Source organism: Pseudomonas sp. KK4, from assembly GCF_001984065.1.
Lineage (GTDB): Bacteria > Pseudomonadota > Gammaproteobacteria > Pseudomonadales > Pseudomonadaceae > Aquipseudomonas.
In genome coordinates, this window is sequence record NZ_LYVP01000029.1 from 1 (window position 1) to 14799 (window position 14799).

Sequence of the window (14799 nt, forward strand, 5' to 3'; positions counted from 1 at the left end):
GTGGTGGTGGCCACGGCGGTGGAAACGGTGGCGGCAACGGCGCAGGTAATGGTGGCGGTCACGGAGGTGGCGTCGGTGGTGGCCGCAATGGTTCCGATCACGCTGGCAACACTGACAGCAGTGGCCACGGCAAGGGATTGGCCAGCGATCATGCCGGCAAGGCTACGCGCAACCACGGCACTAGTGGCAACCACTATGGCAGTGAGCGTAATGACGATAACGGGCATGGCACCACGACTTCCGGCATCGCTCACTCCAAAGACACCCGCGGCCTGACCAAAGCCACCGCCATTTCGGCTTCGACGCCCGGCGACCACAACGCCAAGGGGCTGAGCAAGGCCGGCACATCGACATCGAAAAAAATGCATTGAGTGAACGCGTGTCGGTCCGCATCGACACGACAGGTATGAAAACCACAGGGATGTGGTGTTTTATAACCAGCACCATGGCCTTCGATGGCAGCAGCACACCAATGAATTTCAAGGAATGAAGATGGCATTGACTCCCGATCAGTTGCTCAGCATCGCAATGACCAATCCAGTTAACGCGCAAGTGACCTCACGCCTGCCATCACTCGGCCTTGACCAATGCATGCTCACCGCAGGCTGTTTATTCCAGGCGGTATGGAATCAACATTCACATCGACCCGCGGATTGGGGGATCAAGGACTACGACGTTTTCTATTTCGATACGGACCTGTCATGGGAGGCTGAGGATCAGGTTATCCGCTCAGCTCAGGCTCTGTTCCAGGACCTTGGCGTCAATGTCGAAATCAGGAATCAGGCCCGCGTTCACCTTTGGTACGGCCAGCGCTTTGGCAAACCTTACCCAGCGCTTCAGTCATCGAAAGAAGGCGTTGATCGCTACCTGGTTGCGGGGACTTGTCTGGGGCTGGATATTGAAACGGGCGAAGTCTATGCGCCAAACGGACTGGGTGATACGGAGCAGGGGATTCTTCGCATCAACCCGAAAAACCCCCAGCCGGATTTGTTCGAGCAGAAAGCTAAAAGCTATCAGGCTCGCTGGCCTTGGCTGAAAATCCTGCCGATGTGAATGAGGTATTCACGGCGCACCAACCCCACTGGTCGCTGGGTTCATACTCAGTTTCGCCCTTTGCTAAAAAACGCATTTATCAGACTACGTTTTCACACAGTCTGACACCTACGGGTTCTCGTAGCTAACGTGTGGTCACTTGGGCGCCTCAAATCCACGTTGTTCTATCACCGCAAACACATCCCGCACATCCTGCAGCAGGATTCGCGAAATGTTGGTCACCGTGTTGATGTCGTTTTCGGCGTAGTCGGGGAGGCTGGTGCAGGCCATGAGGTTGAGGTATTGCAGGACGGCGTTCAGGCGTTCGGCGACGCAGTTGTGGAGTTCGCGGAGGGGGGCCTGGTTGTCGATCAGGAGGACGGGGTAGTCGGTGGCGATTTGGGACATGGGGATGAAGCGGCGTGGCGGGAGTGCATCGATCATATGAAATCCTTAGCTCGAATAATTGAGTTCGCACCCTTTGCTGCGAAACAAATTGGGTGGCAGCTATGCGCGGGTTCGCAGACCGAGGAGCTAAGACTCGGCAGACCCGAAGGTCTCCCACGCACAGCTGCCATAAAAAAGACGCTGGCGAAAAAGCCGCGTCGTATTCTGACAACTGTGTACTTAGCACGCTAGGGCTGCGAAACCCCCAGTCGCCAACCAAGTCAGCGACGGCCCAACATTAGGCATCGATTCCGCCCCTCGCAACCGCCCTGTAGGACGCCCAATACCCGTGTGGTGAGGGGATTCATCCCCGATCGGCGGCGCAGCCGTCGTAAAACCGGGCACTCGGAATCGTCCTAGGAAATGGGCTAGCCGGCCTCAGGACCGCTTCGCAGCCCAACAGGGATAAATCCCCTCACCACAGTCGGACGTTTCCTACGCATTTTGCTGACACCCAAATAGACAAATAACGCACCCCACGGACACATCGCGCACCCATTCCCGTGCATGCGCAATTTGTCATATTCAGTAGCATTTCCATGCAGATAGTAGGCAGCCCAACGCTTTATCAATGAGGCTGCACCGTGTTCCAACGTCTTCTGTGTTCGCTGTCCGTTCTGAGCCTGTCCATCGCCGCCGCCCAGGCTGCCGACACCGTGGTGCTCGATACTCCACGGCTCAAGAGCATCGACAACTTCCGCGACATCGCCGGTATCACCACGGCCTACTCGACAAGCCACGACGGCACCCTGCGGGCCGGGGTGTTCTACCGCTCCAACGCGCTGACTCCATCAACGGCAGACCTGGCCACCTTGAACGGCCTGGGCATCAAGGCCATCTACGACTTGCGCACCCCCAGCGAAATCGCCGCCACCCCCGACACGCTGCTCACCGGCGCGACCTACCGCAACATCGACATCATCGGCAGTACCACGTCGGGTTCGAACATCACCACGATTTCGATCACCAGCGCCGCCAACGCGATTGCAATGATGCAGGAAACCAACCGCGCCTTTGTCAGTGACGCAGGGATGCGCGGCCAATTGAGCACGTTGTTCAACGAACTGGCCGCGGTCGACGGTGCCGCGCTGTTTCACTGCACCGCCGGCAAGGACCGCACCGGCTGGACCGCGGCCGTGCTGCAGAGCATCGCCGGGGTCGATAACGCCACCATCTTGAGCAACTACCTGGCCACCAACGACTACACCGCCGCCCGGATGCAGGCGACGCTGGCGGCGATGCCACCGGCCATGGCCGCCATTTATGCGCCGCTGCTGGGGGTGGATGCCAGTTACCTGCAAGCGGGCCTGGACCAGATCACGGCGCAGTACGGCACCATGGATAACTACCTCAAGCAAGGCCTGGGGCTGTCCCAGGAAACCCTCTACGTGCTGCGCGGCAAGATGGTGGAGTACAACAGCCTGCCGGGTCAGGCGGGCCTGTTGGGTAACGCGGCGGCCGGTGCGCAGCTGTTGCAACAGTTGCAGAGCAGCAGCCTGTCGGGCACCTACAGCGACTACAACTATTACCTGCAATCGGCGATCGATGCCGGCAGCCTCGGCGGGGTCGAGTCCACCGTCGGCGGCCAGGTGCACGCCGACGCCGCCAGTTACCTGCTGCGTCAGAATGCGCTGATCGAACAAGCCGCCGCGCCTTTCACCAGCGGCACCGACCTCAAGGCCGGCCAATATCGCCTATGGAGCACCGCGCTGGCCGGCTATCTCGGCACCGACGGTTCGTCCCACGCCGACAGCAGCAATGAGCACAGCCAAGGGATGATGGTCGGCGTCACCCAGCGCTTCTCCGAACAACTCAGTACCCATGGCGGCTTTGGCTACAGCCGCGGCAACGTCGGCGGGGCGGGTGGCGAGGCGGATACCGACTTGACCTTCTTCAGCGTCGGTGCGCGTTTCGCACCCAATGGCCTGGAACGCGGCCTGTTCGTCGACGCCGACGCCAGCGCCGGTTACCTGGACTACGACAGCAAGCGCGACCTCGGCGGTGGCCTGGGCACGGCCAAGGGCGACAGCCATGGCACGCTCACCGGCATGACGTTGGCATTGGGCTACCGCGTGCCGCTCAGCGCTGTGACCCTGGAGCCAAGCCTCGGCGTACGGGTCAGTCACCTTGATTTGTCCGGTTTCCAGGAGAAGGGCAGCGAACTGGCCCTCGACGTCGACGGCATCCACGAAACCCGCCGCAGTGCCGTGGCCAATCTCAATGCCTCGTTCACGGCCATCGCCTTGGGCGCCTGGCAACTGGTGCCGGGCGTGCAGGTGGGGTACGAGCATGTGCTGGGCGATCACCAGGTCGACAGCGAAGGCCATCTGCTGGGGCTGGATATCGAACAGCGTGCTGCCTTCGACAATCGGGACCAGTTCACCGGTGGCGTCAACGTCATGGCCAACCTGGGGCCGTTGAGCCTGGGTGCTGAGGTCGGTGCCAGCGGTGGCGGCGACAGCCATGGCAGTTATGGCAGCCTCAAAGCCAGTTACCTGTTCTGACCCAGGGCCCAGGCCACCTTCGCGGCGGCCTGGGCCATATACGTTCAAGCCGAGCGGCGCGTTCGCGAGCCGCTCCGCACCTCGGCCGGGCTGACGCCATAGGCGTGCTGGAAGTACTGGCAAAACCGCCCGACATTGCTGAAACCCAACCCTACGGCGACCTCTGTGACCGATGGCGGGGGATTGCCGGCCAGTGCCGCGTAGGCACGTTCCAGGCGTACCTGGCGTTGATAGGCGACGATCGAAGTCCCCACGAACCGCTGAAAACCTTCCTGCAAGGCGCGCAGGCTGACGTTGCTCAATCGGGCCAGGTCGGTACCGCTGACCAAAATCTCGGGATGTTCCTGAATGTATTCCACGGCCAGTTTCACATGCCGGGGCGCGATCAGTGGAGCGGGGCGGCGCAAGGCTTCCGTGTAGTTGTGCGGCCAACTGTCCAACACCGCATCGATCAGCATTTCCTGAAGCCGCGATGGCATCAGCGAGCCGGCATTGAGCAGCAAATCGAACTCGCTGCCGGTGGCCAGATCCACCAGCGCCCTGATGCCCTGGAATGCCGAAGCGTGCAAATCCACCACCGTTTCGAAGTGCAGCTTTTGCAGGATCGGCTTGCCCAGTAGGGTCGACAGACGTTCGGTGAGCAGCCTGCGTTTGATCGAGAGACCGTGCTGGGCATGATCGTCGAGGAAACGCACCGAGCGCACATCGGCTTTATCGATGGCCAGGCCGACCTGGGTCAGGCCGACCGATTCGGTGGCATGGTTGAAGATGATCTTGCCGGCGGTGGGAATGACAAAGGTGATTTCGTCGAAGGGGTCGGGAAACGCCACGGTGAAATCGCCCCGGTAATGCATGCGGCGGAAACTGACCCCGTCGTGCCTGCCATAGACACCGCCAATGATGATGTTGCCGGGCGGCGGCAGGGCGTCGGCATAACGGTTGCCGAACATCTGCGAGAACAGCGCGCCGAAGTCGTCGCTGCTCATGTCGTGGGACCTGAGGATGAAGGGCTTGCGGGTCGGGCTTATGTACACCTGAAGTGTCGCCTTGAGCAGTTGAACGAAAAGAGGTCGGGGCAAACCCTTGAACGCTAGCAGGCTGTCATGACCGGAATGTGACGTCTTGTAACGAGCAAACGCTCATTTCAACGTTCGTCGGATGTCAGGTTGCTATCATCGTATTTGCCTGCCCGTTTCCTCATGACTGCTACGCTTGGACGTTGCGGTGCGCGGGCCCTCCTGGCTCTTTCACCGGTGTACCCACGGAGTACGACATCTATTCCTGTCGGCAACCTGCACGGAGGCAGGCGATGGTGATCAAAAGCATGGTCCAAGCGAGTGCGTCCGCTGCTGCCGAACCACTCGACCCACAAGAGATGGAAAGGGTGCTGGCGTCCTTGCTGGCCAGCCCTCTGTTTGCCAAGTCCCGGCGCATGGGCAGTCTGTTGCGCTTTCTGGTCGAGCACGACCTGCAATCTTCCAATGTCCCCCTGACCGAGCACGCCATCGGCATTGCGGTGTTTCGCCGTGACCCGGCGGTGTATTGCACCGGCGACGATCCGGTGGTGCGGGTGCAGGTAGGCCGCTTGCGACGCAAACTCGCGGCGCATTACGCCAGCAATGGTCAGCATGATCCGGTGCGGCTGAGCATTCCGCCGGGCTGCTATCGCCTGGCCTATCAGAGACTGCGACCCCAGGGCGCTGGCACCTGGCACCCGGTGCTGCAGATCCAGCCATTCACCTGCCTGACCCGCGATGGCGATGACTTTGCCAAGGGGTTGAGCGAGGAGTTGAGTTGCCGTTTGTTCGAGTCGTTCGAGCAGGCACAAACCGGCGCCAGCCATGTGCTGATGCGGGTCCCGCGCAGCAGCCTCAAGGCGCCTGACATTGGTCGCGGCGGGCGCTATAGCTATTGCCTGGAGGGCAGCGTGCGGGTCGAGCCAGCGCGGGTGCGTGCATCGTTGCGCCTGGTGGATGTGGCGCAGGGGCGGATACGCTGGTCGGCGCAGTTCGATCGCACTCAGCCCTATGGCATCGCCACCCAGGAGGACCTGGCGGCGTCGATCTGCGTGTCGCTGGCGGGTTACTTTTCTGCAGGCGCGTTCGAGGAATAGAAGGGGCAACCGCGAGGTTGCCCCGGTGCATCGGTTACACGGTTTTCCAAGTACCGCCTTCATACAGGCGACCTGCGGTGTTATCGAACGTCAGGTCGATTTCGATCGCCTTGGAGCGTGAGGTACTGAACATGGTGCTGGTCTGCACATTCTGTTCGAACCATACGAGGATGGTTTCCACAGGCGTCAACACGGTATTGCCAGTGACCACCTGATTCACCGCCACGTAAATCGGGGTGCTGACCTGGTTACCATCGATGCCGGTGGACAGCTGGTTAACCCCGGGATGGATCGGCGCGTAGTTGTTGACGAGTGTCAGGGAAACATCCGGACCGCCCGTTACCGCTGGGCTCAGCAGGCCGTTTTCATCGAGAGTCGAGGTTTGCCCCAGGCCGATATTGACGATGTTGGTCGAGACCTTGACCTGCACGTTTTCCTTGAACACGTTGGAGGCGAAGAGCTGATATTGCGGGGTCCAGCTGAATTCATTGTTGCTGAGGTAGGCGTCATACGACTGCCACACCACGTTGTAATCCGCATCGCCCACTTTCTTGGCAAAGCACAGTTTGTAACCCGACTTTTTCAGCAGGGTCAGGTCGCCCGGTGCGATTTCGATGGTGACGGTTTTCTGCGAAGCCGCCAGCGCGGACCGCAATACCTTGTTGTAGTCCGACGCCTTGAGTTGCGTTGCGCCCATGATCGATTTGACGGCTTCTTGCACATCATTGTGAAGCTGCTGGCTGTGTTGGCTGACAGCGATTGATTTGCTCATGGTTTGCTTCTTCCTTGGTGGTGTGTTGGGTCATCAACGGGCCGCGGGCAACCCCGGTCGATCCATTGACGGCTTCACACTAGGCGGGTAGGGCAGGGTAGCTAAGTGTCTTGGTGTTACACACGGGTAACGGCGCGGTATCAAGCGGGGCGGCCCTCGGACCGCCCCCTTGCTACTCAGGCCGCCTGCGCGTCGGCCCAGACGAAGTTCCAGCTATTGCGTTTGCCTTTGGCCACCTCGATCAGCTTGTTCTCGTACACCGTGTGATTGACCACGCCGGTGTAGGTCAGGGTCCGGGCGGCGTTGGTGCCAGTCACTTCACCGGGTACGCCGCCGGACTCGATCATGGCCTTTTTCATCTCGGCTTCCGACGGGGCGCTGCTCTGGTTCTTTTCCACTTTGACGAAACTCATGATTTCACCTCTTCCGTGATTGAGAATCGGCGCGGGGCAGGGCCGACAACCGGTGCCCCTGTCTTCGCACCGAAGGCCATACTCTAGGGGCCGGCCTGGTCGCGCAGAAGTGACAAGCGCAGCGTTGAGGTAACACGCGGGAAACAACGCAATGCGGTGATGTATCCACAACGTATCAATAAGGCGGTTTATCAAGGAGAGAGCCAATGACACAGACACTGGAACATGCCATCGCCATCGCAGCCGGCGCCCACGCAGGGCAGGTGGACAAGGGTGGCTCGCCGTACATCCTGCATGCGCTGCGGGTGATGCTCAAAGTCACCACGCTGGAGGAACGCATCGTTGCGGTCCTGCACGACGTGGTCGAGGACTGTGACATCAGCCTTGAGGAACTGCGCCAGGAAGGCTTCAGCGAAACGGTGCTGACAGCCATCGCATCGGTCACCAGGGTTGACGGGGAGACCTACGAGGACTTCATTGCCCGCGCCGCGCAGAACCCGATTGGTCGCGTAGTGAAACGGGCGGATCTGGAGGAAAACAGTGATATCTCGCGCATCGCGCAGCCGAGTTGGGATGATCTGGAACGCGTCGAAAAGTATCGTCGGGCGATAGGAATGTTGCGCTGAATGGCGGGTTGCCTAGATAAGAAAAATGTAGTGGAAATCTGCTTTTTTGTAGCGAGAAAACGGGTCACAAAGACTACTCCCATTCAGCTTTATGGCGACTTGGCTGTAGGCACTGTCTGACACTCTGCAGGAAATTTCTGTTTTGCATGTAGGCCCTGGCTATGTAGTGCGTAGGACGCGTCCCGACTTGCTTTTGGGGGTGGCACGGCACCATGGGATGGTGCATCGTTGGCCTCCCGAAAACAGGCGGCATGCCAGTTCATGAAGATCGTTCTCTGAAGGTTTTGGCCCTTTTGTTTTTCGGAATAGTTCCATATCGCGGTCAGCCGCCAGTGTGTATCGTTTTCGGCGAGCGCCGCGAGTTTCAATGTCGCTGAAAGATGGAATAGCAACCGCTATTGCGGATTTACATGGAGGAATTATGGCTTCTAACAGTTTCCAAAATGAAGTGCCCAAGGCTCGGGTCAATATCAAGCTCGATTTGCACACAGGTGGTGCGCAAAAGAAAGTTGAACTGCCCCTGAAGTTGATGGTGATGGGCGATTACAGTAACGGTAAAGAACAACGCTCGTTATCGGAAAGAAGCAAAGTCAGCATCAACAAAAACAACTTCGATAGCGTGCTGGCCGAATACTCCCCCGGGTTGAAGCTGGCGGTCGAAAACACCTTGGCCGACGACGCCGGCGATACCTCGATCGAGCTCAAATTCCAGAGCATGAAAGACTTCGAACCGGAGCAAGTGGCCCGGCAGATCCCACAGCTGCGGGCGCTGCTGGCCATGCGTAACCTGTTGCGCGACCTCAAATCCAACCTGCTCGATAACGCCACCTTCCGCCAGGAACTGGAGCGGATCCTCAAGGACGATGCCCTGAGTGACGAGCTGCGAAACGAACTGGCAGCGCTGGCTCCGCAAGACGTTCGTTAATTAAACAGGTTCTATTAAAAGGAAGTTCCCGAAATGTCCGTAGAAAGTTCTAACGTGCAATCGCGCGGCGCTACAGTGTTGTCTGAAGAAAGTCAGGGTGTGTATAGCGTGCTGTTTGGAAAGATCAATCTGAGCCCGGTCGTAAGTTTGGGTGGCATTGAAGTTTTCCAGAATGCCGAGGCCCTGTCGGAAGCCACTGCCGATGAACGGGTTACCGCGGCTGTCAGTGTATTCCTCAAGTTGCTTAAACAATCTTCACAGAAAGTGGAGCGCCTGGATAAAGCCTTGCTGGATGAGCATATTGCGTCACTGGATATGCAGATCAGCCGTCAACTTGATGCGGTCATGCATCACGCAGATTTCCAGCGCGTCGAGTCCACCTGGCGCGGCGTCAAGTCGTTGATCGATCAAACGGATTTCCGCAAGAACGTGCGCATCGAACTGCTGGATATCAGCAAGGATCACCTCGTTCAGGACTTCGAAGACGCGCCGGAAATCGCCCAGAGTGGCCTGTACGTGCACACCTACACCCAGGAGTACGACACGCCGGGCGGCGAGCCGATTGCCGCGGCCATTTCCAACTTCGAGTTCGATCGCAGCCCGCAGGACATTGCCTTGCTGCGCAACATCTCCAAAGTCTCGGCGGCGGCGCACATGCCGTTCATTGGCTCTGTTGGGCCGGCCTTCTTTGGCAAACAGTCGATGGAAGAAGTGGCGGCGATCAAGGACATCGGCAACTACTTCGACCGCGCCGAATACATCAAGTGGAAGTCGTTCCGCGACAGCGACGATGCCCGCTACATCGGCCTGCTCTTGCCACGGGTGCTGGGACGTCTGCCCTATGGTCCGGACACCATTCCGGTGCGCAGCTTCAACTACATCGAAAACGTCAAGGGGCCGGATCACGACAAATACCTGTGGACCAACGCCTCGTTCGCCTTTGCCGCCAACATGGTCAAGAGCTTCATCGCCAACGGCTGGTGCGTGCAGATTCGCGGGCCGCAGTCGGGTGGTGCGGTGACCGATCTGCCGATCCATCTGTACGACTTGGGCACCGGTAATCAGGTGAAAATTCCTTCGGAAGTGATGATCCCGGAGACCCGCGAATTCGAATTCGCCAACCTCGGTTTCATCCCGCTTTCGTACTACAAGAACCGCGACTACGCCTGCTTCTTCTCCGCCAACTCAGCGCAGAAACCGGCGCTGTACGACACCGCCGATGCGACCGCCAACAGCCGCATCAACTCGCGCCTGCCGTACATCTTCCTGCTGTCGCGCATCGCCCATTACCTGAAGCTGATCCAGCGCGAAAACATCGGTACTACCAAGGACCGACGTTTGCTCGAGCTTGAGCTGAACAAGTGGGTCGGTGGGCTGGTGACCGAGATGACCGACCCGGGCGACGACCTGCAGGCTTCGCACCCGCTGCGAGAGGCCAAGGTCATCGTGGAAGACATTGACGACAACCCTGGCTTCTTCCGCGTCAAGTTGTACGCCGTGCCGCATTTCCAGGTGGAAGGCATGGACGTCAATTTGTCCCTGGTTTCGCAGATGCCCAAGGCCAAGGCCTGAGTCTCTTTCAACGAAGTCAATTCGTAGGGAAACGATGTCATGAAAATCGACCGCCCCTTGTGGGCCGCGGGGGCACTGTTGTCTCCGCAGCAATTTCAGCAGCAGGCCCGCTGGGAAGCCTGGACCAACCAGGGGCTGGCTCAGCTGTCGCTGGTGCATCCTTGGGGAATCCAGGCTGTGGCGTTTGATCAGCAGGCGCTGCAACTGGGCAAGCTCAAAGCCTCCCGATTGCGCCTGCGCATGCCCGACGGCACCTTGATCGACAGCGACCATGTGGATCGTCTGCCGCCGGGGCTGAAACTGGATCGTCTGTTGCCCGAGGACATTCAGAACGCGACCCTGCTCCTGGCCTTGCCGCTGGAGCAGGCCAATGGCAACAACTGCCTGTTCGAAGCGAACAAGGCCGATCGCCCGACGCGTTATCGACAGGATTGGCGCCAGGTACAGGATCTCTACGGTGACGACACGCAATCGATCGGCGTGCTGGAACATGTGCTGAGCCTGCGCTTTGCCCATGACGACAATGGCGACTACCTGACCTGCCCGATCGCCCGGCTGGTGCGAGACGGGCAGGGCGCCTGGAATCTTGATTCGCACTACATCCCGCCGCTGCTCAGTTTCGCCGCGCACCCGGGGTTGCTGATGCAGCTGGACAATCTGTTGACCCAGTTGTCCGCCAAGCGCCAGCGCCTGATGGGCATGCGGCGCGAGAGCAACCAGCGCATGGCCGATTTCGCCGTGGCGGACGTGTCGTTGTTCTGGCTGCTCAATGCCTTGAACACCTACCAGCCGATCCTGGCCGATCTCAAGGCGCAGCCTGAGCGGCATCCCGAACAGGTCTATCCGCAACTGGCCAAACTGGCCGGCAGCCTGCTGACCTTCTCGCTGGAGCACGATATCGAGCAGATTCCGGCCTACAGCCACGAGCACCTTGAACAGGTGTTCCCGCCACTGCTGGGCCTGATCTCCACCTTGCTCGAGGCCAGCCTGCCTTCGCGGGTCATTGCCCTTGAGCTCAAGGAAAACGGTGCCAACCGCTGGCAGGTCACCCTCAACGACGCGCGCCTTAAAGAGCCTGACGGCGCGGATTTTTACCTGTCGGTGCGTTGCCGCTTGCCGGCCGCGCAGTTGCAGGACCAGTTCCCGCGCCTGTGCAAGATCGGCGCGCCGGACGACGTCGATCAACTGGTCAACGCCGCGCTCGACGGGGTGCCCCTGAAGTCCCTCAGCCATGTACCGGCGGCCATTCCGCTGCGCCTGGAAAACCAGTACTTCGCCCTTGATCTGAGCCATGAGAAGGGCAAGGCGATGCTGGCCGCGGGTACCTGCGCCTTCTACGTTCCCGGCACTTTGGCCGAGGTCAAACTCGAACTGTTCGCGGTACTACGCACATGAAACTGATCGCTTCGAAAAAACCAACGTCAGCGGCGGTCGATGTCGACGCGCTCCTGCAGGACAGCTACCTGCTGGTGGTCGAACTGCTGCATGGCACGCCGGTGCACAGCAGTGAGCAACTGATGGACCTTTGCATCAGCCAGGTCGAGTACGTGCGTCAGCAACTTGAGCAGGCAGGCTTGAGCCAGCGCAGCGTTGAGCATATCAGCCACGCCCAGTGCGCATTGCTGGACGAGACCGTACTCGGTCGTGCCGAGGATAAGCAACACACCAAGTGGGCCGGTGAGCCACTGCAAGCCAGGTTCTTCAATCGGCATCAGGCCGGTGAGTTTCTGTACGAGGACATGCGCGAAGTGCTGCGCGAACCGGCGCCGGACCCGCACGTACTGACGGTTTTCCACCGGGTGCTGATGCTCGGCTTCAAGGGCCGCTATCGCGATGACAAAGCCCCGGAGCGTGAGCAGTGGGTGACTGCCCTGGGCACGCAGGTCGCGCCCCTGCCTATCGATCAGCCGATTGCGACGCAAGTCGGCTTGCGTCGCAGGGTCACGCCAGGCTGGTTGCATACGCCGTTGGGCAGTGCGATTGCCGCCGGGCTGTTACTGGCAGCCACTTGGTGGGCGCTCGATCACCTGCTTGCAGGTCTGATCGCTACGCTCGTGCCGGATCAGGTGTGAGGGGCCGATGACCTTCAAACTCAAACGCTACCTCTGGCTCTGGGCTGCGGCGCTCGTCGTGGCGCTGCTGGTGATCGTGCCGCTGACGATGTGGGTGCGCGTAACGGCGATTCTTGCCGTGGGTGTCTGCGTGGTGGTGGTCTGGAGACGCATCGGGCGGCAGGCGGCACGCCAGCATGAATCGCTGGCCGATCATCCGTCCTTGCCCCAGGCGTCCTATCGGCAGCCGGTGATACTGGTGTGTGGTGATGGCCTGGTCGGTTTGTTCGGTGCGGTTCCCACCGAGCAACTGGCCCTGCGCCATACCCGGCAGGGTTGTTACGTCCGCGTGCCCAGTCTGGAGCAATTGCCGGACATCACCGCCAGCCTGATCGACCTGCGCCCAGACTGGGGACGGCAACTGAGCGTAATGTTCATCGTCAATCCGCAGGAGCATGCCGACAGCGAAGTGCTGGCGGGTCGGGTGCGGAGCCTGCGTCATCAACTCATGAGCGCGCGCAAACGCGGACCTGCCTTGCCGCTGCTGCTGGTGAGCTACCTGCATGCGCCACGAGGCGAGGGGCCGTGGTTCAGTTGGGAATCCGGACAAAGCAGCCCCAATGTGCGCGAAGCCAGCATGTGCGCCAGCCTGGAGGATTGGCAGGTACAGGCCAGCGACAGCGCCATCCGTGCATCGCGATTGCAGGCCAGCCTCAAGCTCAACGGCGCGGCGGCGTGGCTGGCCGAGGCGGTGTTGCCCCATCTCGCCGCCCGTCAGATCCACGCGTCCAGCGTCCCGGCGGTGGCCTGCGCCATCACGCTGGTTGCGTCCATGCCGCAATGTGTGGACGGCAACCTGTGGCAACAATGGTTGCGCAACAGGATCGCACTGGTGGACACGCGGCCCATTGAGGAGGACGTATCTCATGTCTTGCCGTTCCCCGATCCCTTGCTGACGCTGCTGCCCAGTGACACCCGCTACTCACCCAACCGTCGCGCGGCCGTGATTGCCCTGTGGCTGTTCACGGCGGCCTGTCTGGTGGCGCTGGTGAGCTCCGCCTGGCAGAACACCTTGCTGGCACGTCAAGTCAGCGATGACCTGCGTCGATATGCCTCCATCACCCCGGTATTACAGCGCTCCCATCCGGACTTCGTTCGGCGCGAAGACGCCATCGGTGTACTGCGCCAGGACGCCGAGCGCCTGGACCACCACTACCGACAGGGCGCGCCACTGTCCCTGGGGTTTGGTCTGTATCACGGCGAACCCCTGCGTATCCATCTGCTGGCGGTGATCGCCGGTCACCGCCTGCCATCGACGGCCGCAGCCACTGCCACCACGGTCCGCCTGGATAGCCTCTCTTTGTTCAGCAGCGGTAGCGCGCAGCTCAAGCCTGACTCGGCCAAGGTCCTGATCAATGCGTTGGTGGGTATCAAGGCGCAACCGGGCTGGCTGATCGTCATTGCTGGGCATACCGATGCCACCGGCAGTGCCGAGCACAACCTTCGACTGTCCCGGGACCGCGCTGCAGCGGTACATCAATGGATGCGGCGGATGGGCGACATCCCCGACAGCTGCTTCGCCGTGCAGGGCTTCGGCGCCAGCCAACCCATCGCCAGCAATGACACCGAGGCGGGGCGTCAGGCCAACCGTCGTGTCGATATTCGCCTGATTCCCGAAGCGGGGGCCTGTGCGCCTGCCACTGCGGGGGCAGGCAATTACCTGTCGCATAACGCGGCATTCACGTTCCAAAAAGGAGTTTCACATGGCAATTCCCGTTTACCTGTGGCTGCAAGATGACGGCGGCGCTCAGATCAAAGGATCGGTCGACGTGCAAGATCGCGAAGGCACCATTGAGGTGGTCGCTCAAGACCACAGCGTCTACATCTCCAGCGATAACAACAACGGCAAGTTGACCGGCACACGGGTGCATAAGCCGTTCGTGCTCACCAAGGAAATCGATTCCTCCAGTCCCTATCTCTATAAAGCAGTGACCACCGGCCAGACCCTCAAAAGCGCCGAATTCAAGTGGTATCGAATCGACGATGCGGGTGATGAAGCCCTGTACTTCACCACCAAGCTGGAGAAGGTAAAAGTGGTGAGCGTCTCGCCGAAAATGCACGACATCAAAGACGCTTCCAAGGAGAGGTACGGCCACCTGGAGCAGGTCGAGTTGCGTTACGAGAAGATCACCTGGATCTACGAGGACGGCAACATCATCCATTCCGATGCCTGGGCCGAGCGAAAGACCGCCTGATGCGGTGTAACCAGCAGGCAGGCTTCTGCCTGCTGGTTCCGGTGTATCGGGTTGAGCGTCCGTTCGCGGGCGCTCACCCCGGCACATCC

General features: G+C 60.2%; 15 protein-coding genes. 11 read left to right on the plus strand and 4 right to left on the minus strand.

Annotation, left to right across the window (positions count from 1 at the left end):
* A partial coding sequence (locus tag B0W55_RS30785) for a hypothetical protein (RefSeq protein WP_077046305.1) occupies positions 1-371 on the plus strand: 371 nt, incomplete at its 5' end.
* A gap of 121 nt (positions 372-492) precedes the next feature.
* Positions 493-1053, plus strand: coding sequence for a nucleotidyltransferase family protein (locus tag B0W55_RS12515; protein WP_077046352.1), 561 nt, complete (start codon positions 493-495; stop codon positions 1051-1053).
* A 135-nt stretch (positions 1054-1188) separates the two neighbouring features.
* Here the strand turns inward: B0W55_RS12515 and B0W55_RS12520 are convergent, their stop codons facing one another.
* On the minus strand, positions 1189-1476 hold the full coding sequence (locus tag B0W55_RS12520; RefSeq protein ID WP_077046306.1) for a fructose-bisphosphate aldolase: 288 nt from the start codon (positions 1474-1476) through the stop codon (positions 1189-1191).
* Between the two features lie 587 nt (positions 1477-2063).
* Between B0W55_RS12520 and B0W55_RS12525 the strand changes: the two genes are divergently transcribed.
* Positions 2064-3983: a tyrosine-protein phosphatase gene (locus tag B0W55_RS12525; protein WP_077046307.1), complete on the plus strand. Its 1920-nt coding sequence runs from the start codon at positions 2064-2066 to the stop codon at positions 3981-3983.
* A 44-nt stretch (positions 3984-4027) separates the two neighbouring features.
* On the opposite strand, the gene B0W55_RS12530 is transcribed toward B0W55_RS12525, so the two are convergent.
* Entirely contained in the window at positions 4028-4969 is a 942-nt protein-coding gene (locus B0W55_RS12530; RefSeq protein WP_256576281.1) for an AraC family transcriptional regulator, read from the minus strand.
* Between the two features lie 323 nt (positions 4970-5292).
* Between B0W55_RS12530 and B0W55_RS12535 the strand changes: the two genes are divergently transcribed.
* Positions 5293-6096: a hypothetical protein gene (locus B0W55_RS12535; RefSeq protein WP_077046309.1), complete on the plus strand. Its 804-nt coding sequence runs from the start codon at positions 5293-5295 to the stop codon at positions 6094-6096.
* A 34-nt stretch (positions 6097-6130) separates the two neighbouring features.
* Here the strand turns inward: B0W55_RS12535 and B0W55_RS12540 are convergent, their stop codons facing one another.
* The gene (locus tag B0W55_RS12540; protein ID WP_077046310.1) at positions 6131-6868 is read right to left on the minus strand and encodes a hypothetical protein; all 738 of its coding nucleotides are present in this window, start codon (positions 6866-6868) and stop codon (positions 6131-6133) included.
* 176 nt (positions 6869-7044) lie between these two features.
* A complete protein-coding gene (locus tag B0W55_RS12545; protein ID WP_077046311.1) occupies positions 7045-7281 on the minus strand; it encodes a hypothetical protein in 237 nt (78 codons plus the stop codon).
* Positions 7282-7487: 206 nt separating this feature from the next.
* Between B0W55_RS12545 and B0W55_RS12550 the strand changes: the two genes are divergently transcribed.
* The 7 genes from B0W55_RS12550 (at position 7488) to B0W55_RS12580 (ending at position 14710) form a co-directional block, all read left to right on the plus strand.
* Positions 7488-7907 carry an HD domain-containing protein gene (locus B0W55_RS12550; protein ID WP_077046312.1) on the plus strand — a complete coding sequence of 140 codons (420 nt, stop codon included), beginning with the start codon at positions 7488-7490 and terminating at the stop codon, positions 7905-7907.
* 421 nt (positions 7908-8328) lie between these two features.
* Positions 8329-8832 (plus strand): type VI secretion system contractile sheath small subunit, encoded by a 504-nt coding sequence (tssB, locus tag B0W55_RS12555; protein WP_077046313.1) that lies wholly within the window; start codon positions 8329-8331, stop codon positions 8830-8832.
* Between the two features lie 33 nt (positions 8833-8865).
* The gene (gene tssC, locus B0W55_RS12560) at positions 8866-10404 is read left to right on the plus strand and encodes a type VI secretion system contractile sheath large subunit (protein ID WP_077046314.1); all 1539 of its coding nucleotides are present in this window, start codon (positions 8866-8868) and stop codon (positions 10402-10404) included.
* A 39-nt stretch (positions 10405-10443) separates the two neighbouring features.
* Positions 10444-11799: a type VI secretion system baseplate subunit TssK gene (gene tssK / locus B0W55_RS12565; protein WP_077046315.1), complete on the plus strand. Its 1356-nt coding sequence runs from the start codon at positions 10444-10446 to the stop codon at positions 11797-11799.
* The gene (gene tssL / locus B0W55_RS12570) at positions 11796-12476 is read left to right on the plus strand and encodes a type VI secretion system protein TssL, short form (protein ID WP_077046316.1); all 681 of its coding nucleotides are present in this window, start codon (positions 11796-11798) and stop codon (positions 12474-12476) included. The genes tssK and tssL overlap by 4 nt, the downstream gene beginning before the upstream one ends.
* Before the next feature lie 7 nt (positions 12477-12483).
* The gene (locus B0W55_RS12575) at positions 12484-14253 is read left to right on the plus strand and encodes an OmpA family protein (protein ID WP_077046317.1); all 1770 of its coding nucleotides are present in this window, start codon (positions 12484-12486) and stop codon (positions 14251-14253) included.
* The gene (locus tag B0W55_RS12580; RefSeq protein WP_077046318.1) at positions 14219-14710 is read left to right on the plus strand and encodes an Hcp family type VI secretion system effector; all 492 of its coding nucleotides are present in this window, start codon (positions 14219-14221) and stop codon (positions 14708-14710) included. The genes B0W55_RS12575 and B0W55_RS12580 overlap by 35 nt, the downstream gene beginning before the upstream one ends.
* Positions 14711-14799: the final 89 nt, after the last annotated feature.